This is a genomic window from Gluconobacter albidus (assembly GCF_002723915.1).
Classification (GTDB): domain Bacteria; phylum Pseudomonadota; class Alphaproteobacteria; order Acetobacterales; family Acetobacteraceae; genus Gluconobacter; species Gluconobacter albidus.
Genome location: NZ_BEWL01000030.1, coordinates 1 through 5,546, shown reverse-complemented (window position 1 = coordinate 5,546; position 5,546 = coordinate 1). Strand labels below are relative to the sequence as shown.

The following is a 5,546-nucleotide window of genomic DNA, read 5'->3' as shown; positions in this document are numbered from 1 at the left end:
CGTCAGCAAACTGGCTACAGTGCTACAGAAACAGCCGTTTATTATGCTGACGCATTATCTTTGCGCTGATGATGTATCTGCTGAACATAAAGAAAAATGGATCATATGATCCCTTTCTTTGTTTGTTGGTTATTGCTTTGGGATATATGAATTACAAGCAATAAGCCTTTCACAGATTGATCTTGATATTCTTTTTTTTATAGGCGATAACTTATTAACCAAAACGGAAAACGCTTCTGTTTTAAACAAACCAAGGACTTATATCATGGGCTTTTTTGATAAATTTGAAGCAAAAGAACTGAAGATTGTAACGGTTAATAAACCGGCTTTAAAGAAAGATGCCAGAACTGCTATGGTTGATGGTCTTATGGACCAGATCACTTATGCAGAAAAAGCAAAAGATTTCGCAAGTATTGATGCCACTTTAAAGCAGGTTATGGCTGACAGCGTTATTGATAAAGATCTTGGTAAAAGAAAGAAGGAAATTAAACGTAATCCTTTCTGGTTTAAGAAGGCAGGTGATAAGTATGGAACCATTATAAAATTCGGCATACAGTCCATCAACCCATTTAAAGGTTTTGATGCGGGCAAATATGTTATCGTTGGTGATAATCTTGATCAGCTAATTGAATTTTATAAGGACTGCATTAAAGCAGTTGAAGTGGGCGAACTAGACCATATTATCGATCCAATTGTAAAAGAAAGACAAGGGCGTGGCCGTCCCGCGAATTCCACTGCAACAGTAGCAGGGCAGGGGGAACTGGAAGCTACCCCTGTTGAACTGACACGCGAAATGGATGACGATCAGCCTGTCATTGAAGTCCAGGATGAAATCATTCCGCACCAGACGGTTTCATCCAGACACAGCAACAAGAAGTAAGCTTGCTGTTTGGATCAAAGAAAACCCCGGAAGAACATTCCGGGGTTTTTTTATGTCACTTGCGTTTGTCCAGAAGCTTGCACTTGGCTATATGCTTCTTGTTCTTTGTGTCGGACGATAAAACCGACTTTATCATGCTTGGATAAATCTTCTTACCATTGAAAACATGGTCACGAAGTTCATCGGTTTCAGCCATTTTATAGATGGCAGATCTAACCTGCTTGCTTTTATCGTCCTTTAGATATTCACGTTGGGCTTCGGTCCCATACGTTGCGATGGCTGATCTGACGTTGGCACTTTCATCATCAATCAAGTCCCATCGATCCTGTTCGGTTCCATATATGGCAACCACCTTTCTAATCATCCATAACGCATTAATGGTTTCGTTTGATAAATTGTTATGTGACACATATTTTAAAATGGTTATTCGGTCATCTATCGGGAAATGCCTGAAATGATTTAGATATAAGTCATCTGCATAATCGGAATTATTGTTTGAAAGAATATAAAAAAACTTTGTTCTTAATATTTGTTCTTCTGTTATGTATCTGTCTAACCCGGCTATGGTTCCGATATATTGTGGTTGTATAATGTATGGCATTTCTTTGTTTCCTTTTTGTTTAACAATAATATTTAATATCATGATTTCTTGTTTATCTTGGTAGTTTACTAAATTATCGACTTTGATTTGAATTTGTGGATGTTATTATGTGTTTGTTGATTTATTAAATGAAAGGATACATATATGAATAAGAAATCATTATTTGCTGTATGGGCAGCTATCGGGCTTACGATGGCTGGTTCAGCCCATGCATCCCGGCCATGTCGTCAGTCCGACATATCATCGGAACCGCGCACCTATATGATGGCGGACATCGATTATGTCCAAGGTGATCAATATGAAGTTGCCATTGGCATGAAGGTGTTCGGACACCACTACATGTTCCATTATCCAAACCCGGCTAGTAACTATGCCTTTGGTCCCACCCTTATCAGTTTTGATAAGGATAAAAGGAACGTGGTTGTGTTTGGGAACAACCCGCCAGAAGTCATGCGGACCTTTGGAACGGGAAACGACGAATACTGCTTCATAAACGTCTGGACGGTTAGTCATAAGTAAAGAATTTTTGTTATGCTATACCTATAAAACATCATGCTTAAACAGCATAACTACTAACTGGAATGGTTGGTTAAGTTGATCTTCTTGAAAAGGAACAGATCAATGTTTGTTGTTATACATGAAAAGCCCGGTTGTTTTTCCCAATTGCTTGGGGTGTTTGTAAACCGAATGCAGGTCGGAAACGAAATTATTCGGACGATGGAAGCCTTAAAAAAGGATGGGGAACATACCAACCAATCAGACTTCAAGATTATTGAAGCCGAATTGAATAAGAATAATATGATTTTTGAATGAATGGGCGGGGATAAAACCCCGCCTTTTTCATTAGTAAATTGCGATACTGGATTTTGCCCAGTTGTTTTCAATTCCATAAGCAATCGCGTTTATGGTTGCGGCTACCGTATCAATTTTCTTTTTAGAATCTTTGTGTTCTTTGACCGGTTTGAACAGGTCATTAGCATCAATATAAAGACGTGCGTTCATGCAGTTCCAATGAAACACCTTGTTGTTCCAGTGAACGCGCTGTTCCATCACGGCAACTGAAAATTCTGATGTGGCTTGTGTCAGCGCTTTGGTGGTCTGTGGAACCGCAACCGCCTTCTTGCCAGCCTTCTGGATTGCCTGAAGGGTAGGGGTGGCTTGCCATGCATCGCCAGCCATCGCCTTGACGTCATACTTCTTCATGTTGTTGATCAGGTCTTGGTTGAATCTATCGGTATCAATGGCTTCACCTTCTATGACGTTCAGTTGTTTTTCATCTACCCATTCTTGATATTTTAAATTCACATTGTTTGTTATGGCCCTTGATGGGACATATGCATGTGGAAAAATATAATAATGTCTTTTGTTATCGATTGTTTTCGTAAAAACATTAACATAACAACAAAGATCATTCACATACGCCAAATCGAATCCTGATATTCTGCATTCGTATTTGTCACCTTCAAACATATCTTTGTCATAGCATTTGTTTAAATCTTCTGACGTTATCCATCCTTCGGCATTGTTGAACCAGATGTTAAGCATCTTTGTGAAGAATTCTGGCCTATCTGTTGGAATGCGTCTTGCATCATATGCTTTAGATTTGAATGACACCTTATCGATGGCTGAATTCCAACATGGATTGGCCTTCTTCGATGTGGTTTCGTCATATGGGTCATCATTTTCTTCAGCCCCATAGATCAATCCCAATATGTTTGGATTGCGAATGGCAGGATGACATTCAATGTTCATCCTGATTGATTCATCTTTGATAAATCCAAATGAAGTTAGATCATAACCGGCTGTTGTGATTGCAATCATCGCTGACTGCTTACGTTTATTGGCACCAGATCTAAGGACATCCCATGTGCTTCTGTTGGGATGTGCATGAAGTTCATCAACGATAGCGAAGTGAATGTTTAGTCCATCCATGCGTTGTGAATCACGGGACAGGGCGCGATATAACCCATTGTTCTTTGTGCAAAGGATCTTTTTGTCCAAAGCCCTGACACCAAGATATTTCATTAACTTGTGTTGTTTGGGATTTGTTATCTGGGCCTTGGTGCCGCCAAAAACGATTTCTGCCTGTGTTCGGTCGGTAGCAGCGGAATACACTTCTGGGCCACCTTCACCATCACAACACATTCCCCATAAGGCTAGGATGGACATCATGAAGGACTTGCCGTTTCCACGCGCAACAGACAGGTATATTTCGCGGAAGCGCCTGTAGCCTTTGTTTTCGCCTTCTGCGTAGTGCCATCCCAAAAATTGGGACATTAAGAAGACTTGCCAGTCATCTAATACAACTGGTTGTCCGGCTACTGGTCCCTTGTAGTGGTACATGACCAGACAGAATTTTCTGAATCGTTCACCTGTTTCCGGTTCATAATAGAATGGGAAGTCAGGTGTGTTTTGGCGTATGAAATCTTCAAAGGCGTTATAACAAGATTTCTTTACTATTTTGTTTGTTATGATGTTTCCACATAAAACATCATATGGGTAGCGGTAGGACGATTTTGTTAATTCATCCATCCCTTCATATAATTCTTTGAAATCAAATTCATATGTCATATTCAGTCATTTATAATATTTGTATATATCTATTTATTTTAGATATTAAATAAAGCATACAAACATAAAGGAATATGATTATGATATGGATTTTATTTTTAATATTATTATGTGTTTTGGGTTATCTTGTATGGGATAACCGACATATAAAGACAATGATTGAAAATGGGAATGATGCAGGGGTTTTGCTTTATGAAATCAATAATATATATGATGAAAATAAAGAAATAAGAAACATAATTGATGAAATAAACAATAGACTTAATACTGAAAAACAAGAAGTAATTGACGATTACGAAAAGCAGATAGAAGAATTAATTTCGTTTACAAAAGATAAGTTGCAAGAAGTTGGAATTAAATTCGATAAATAAAACGCCATACATTAACTTGTTTGATATTCATTTCTTTCTTTTCCTTAGTTATGGCCGCTGGATTATCCAGCGGCTATTTCTTTGTGTAAATTAAATTTTTATCACACGGCTTAGTTCTGGAATGATTTTATCTGTTTTTCCTTGGCGAAAAAATATGTCTATTATTGTATATGAAAGTTCAGCTTTCGCGTATTTAGCAAAATCTAAAATTGCTTGAAATCCAATATCATCAGAAATACATAAAATATGTTCATTAAATTCTATTTTTAAAAAATTATGGTTCACGTTTTGATTGAAGTTTATATAGTCAATTATGTTTTCGGATGTACAGATTGTGTCGTATGCTTCTTTTACAACATACTTTAGAATTTCATATCTGCGAACTTTTTGATCATAGCGTTTTTTTAATTCTTCATCACTTATAGATTTTACTGAATTTATTATAATACTTTTTCTTTCAATAATACCATTGTATGAACTTCCCCATATTCCATCTATTTGTGGCGTTTTCCAATAATGCATTATATTAAGGTATATAAAAAAATTGAATATAGTTTCAGAATTATAAAAATTTTCAAAACCAAATCTGCATCCCTGCAGGTCGAATTTTTCTATATGGAAAGTTTTTAATATATCTAGTTTATAACACACCAAATCATTTAAAATTCTGTTTTCCTGCTTTAATAATACGGTAAGGTCGTCAAAATTCCCGGCATAGAACTTTTTGCTGTTATTGAAGAACCAGTCATGAACAAAAATATATTTTATATAACAATCAAGTACTTCATTATATGTTTGAAGATGTTCATTTTCAATCATGATAATACTTTCAAGTATATAGATCTTGGATCAGAATATTCTTATATGCAGAAACCGTGTTGGAATCATACGTGTCCGAAATCATCTTAACGCTGGTTCCGCAATTTTTTGCGATGATATAGGCCGGGACACCCTTTTTCAGCATATTGGTAATGTACGTATGACGGCAGCAGTAGGCTGAACGGTTCACACCCATGTTGTCCCTTTTTAAGCCGCATCGGTCTAGCATATCGATGAAGTGACGGATGTAGCAGGCTTTCTTGATGCCTTCATGGACGTAATCCGATGGGGCAGGGGGATGGCC

General features: G+C 37.3%; 7 protein-coding genes and 1 pseudogene. 4 read left to right on the top strand and 4 right to left on the bottom strand.

Features of this window, described 5'->3' with window-relative positions:
- Positions 1-118 precede the first annotated feature (118 nt).
- Entirely contained in the window at positions 119-880 is a 762-nt protein-coding gene (locus tag GAL01_RS15135) for a hypothetical protein (RefSeq protein WP_145995668.1), read from the top strand.
- A gap of 55 nt (positions 881-935) precedes the next feature.
- On the opposite strand, the gene GAL01_RS15130 is transcribed toward GAL01_RS15135, so the two are convergent.
- Positions 936-1,523, bottom strand: a complete 588-nt coding sequence (locus GAL01_RS15130; RefSeq protein ID WP_145995667.1) for a hypothetical protein — start codon at positions 1,521-1,523, stop codon at positions 936-938.
- A 102-nt stretch (positions 1,524-1,625) separates the two neighbouring features.
- Between GAL01_RS15130 and GAL01_RS15125 the strand changes: the two genes are divergently transcribed.
- Both GAL01_RS15125 and GAL01_RS15120 read left to right on the top strand, forming a co-directional pair.
- A complete protein-coding gene (locus GAL01_RS15125) occupies positions 1,626-2,000 on the top strand; it encodes a hypothetical protein (RefSeq protein ID WP_145995666.1) in 375 nt (124 codons plus the stop codon).
- Between the two features lie 102 nt (positions 2,001-2,102).
- Positions 2,103-2,294, top strand: coding sequence for a hypothetical protein (locus GAL01_RS15120; RefSeq protein WP_062027091.1), 192 nt, complete (start codon positions 2,103-2,105; stop codon positions 2,292-2,294).
- 30 nt (positions 2,295-2,324) lie between these two features.
- On the opposite strand, the gene GAL01_RS15115 is transcribed toward GAL01_RS15120, so the two are convergent.
- A complete protein-coding gene (locus tag GAL01_RS15115; RefSeq protein ID WP_082790580.1) occupies positions 2,325-4,052 on the bottom strand; it encodes a terminase large subunit in 1,728 nt (575 codons plus the stop codon).
- A gap of 80 nt (positions 4,053-4,132) precedes the next feature.
- On the opposite strand from GAL01_RS15115, the gene GAL01_RS15110 reads away from it, so the two are divergent.
- Positions 4,133-4,423, top strand: a complete 291-nt coding sequence (locus GAL01_RS15110; RefSeq protein WP_062027095.1) for a hypothetical protein — start codon at positions 4,133-4,135, stop codon at positions 4,421-4,423.
- 90 nt (positions 4,424-4,513) lie between these two features.
- On the opposite strand, the gene GAL01_RS15595 is transcribed toward GAL01_RS15110, so the two are convergent.
- Positions 4,514-5,242 (bottom strand): hypothetical protein, encoded by a 729-nt coding sequence (locus tag GAL01_RS15595; protein WP_145995665.1) that lies wholly within the window; start codon positions 5,240-5,242, stop codon positions 4,514-4,516.
- A 10-nt stretch (positions 5,243-5,252) separates the two neighbouring features.
- Positions 5,253-5,546: pseudogene (locus GAL01_RS15885) on the bottom strand (hypothetical protein); the annotation flags it as partial.

What these genes read in the sequence shown, in the direction of transcription:
- GAL01_RS15125 (WP_145995666.1), top strand. Translation starts at nt 1,626, where the DNA reads ATGAATAAGAAATCATTATTTGCTGTATGGGCAGCTATCGGGCTTACG.
- GAL01_RS15110 (WP_062027095.1), top strand. Translation starts at nt 4,133, where the DNA reads ATGATATGGATTTTATTTTTAATATTATTATGTGTTTTGGGTTATCTT.
- GAL01_RS15120 (WP_062027091.1), top strand. Translation starts at nt 2,103, where the DNA reads ATGTTTGTTGTTATACATGAAAAGCCCGGTTGTTTTTCCCAATTGCTT.
- GAL01_RS15130 (WP_145995667.1), bottom strand. Translation starts at nt 1,523, where the DNA reads ATGATATTAAATATTATTGTTAAACAAAAAGGAAACAAAGAAATGCCA.
- GAL01_RS15115 (WP_082790580.1), bottom strand. Translation starts at nt 4,052, where the DNA reads ATGACATATGAATTTGATTTCAAAGAATTATATGAAGGGATGGATGAA.
- GAL01_RS15595 (WP_145995665.1), bottom strand. Translation starts at nt 5,242, where the DNA reads ATGATTGAAAATGAACATCTTCAAACATATAATGAAGTACTTGATTGT.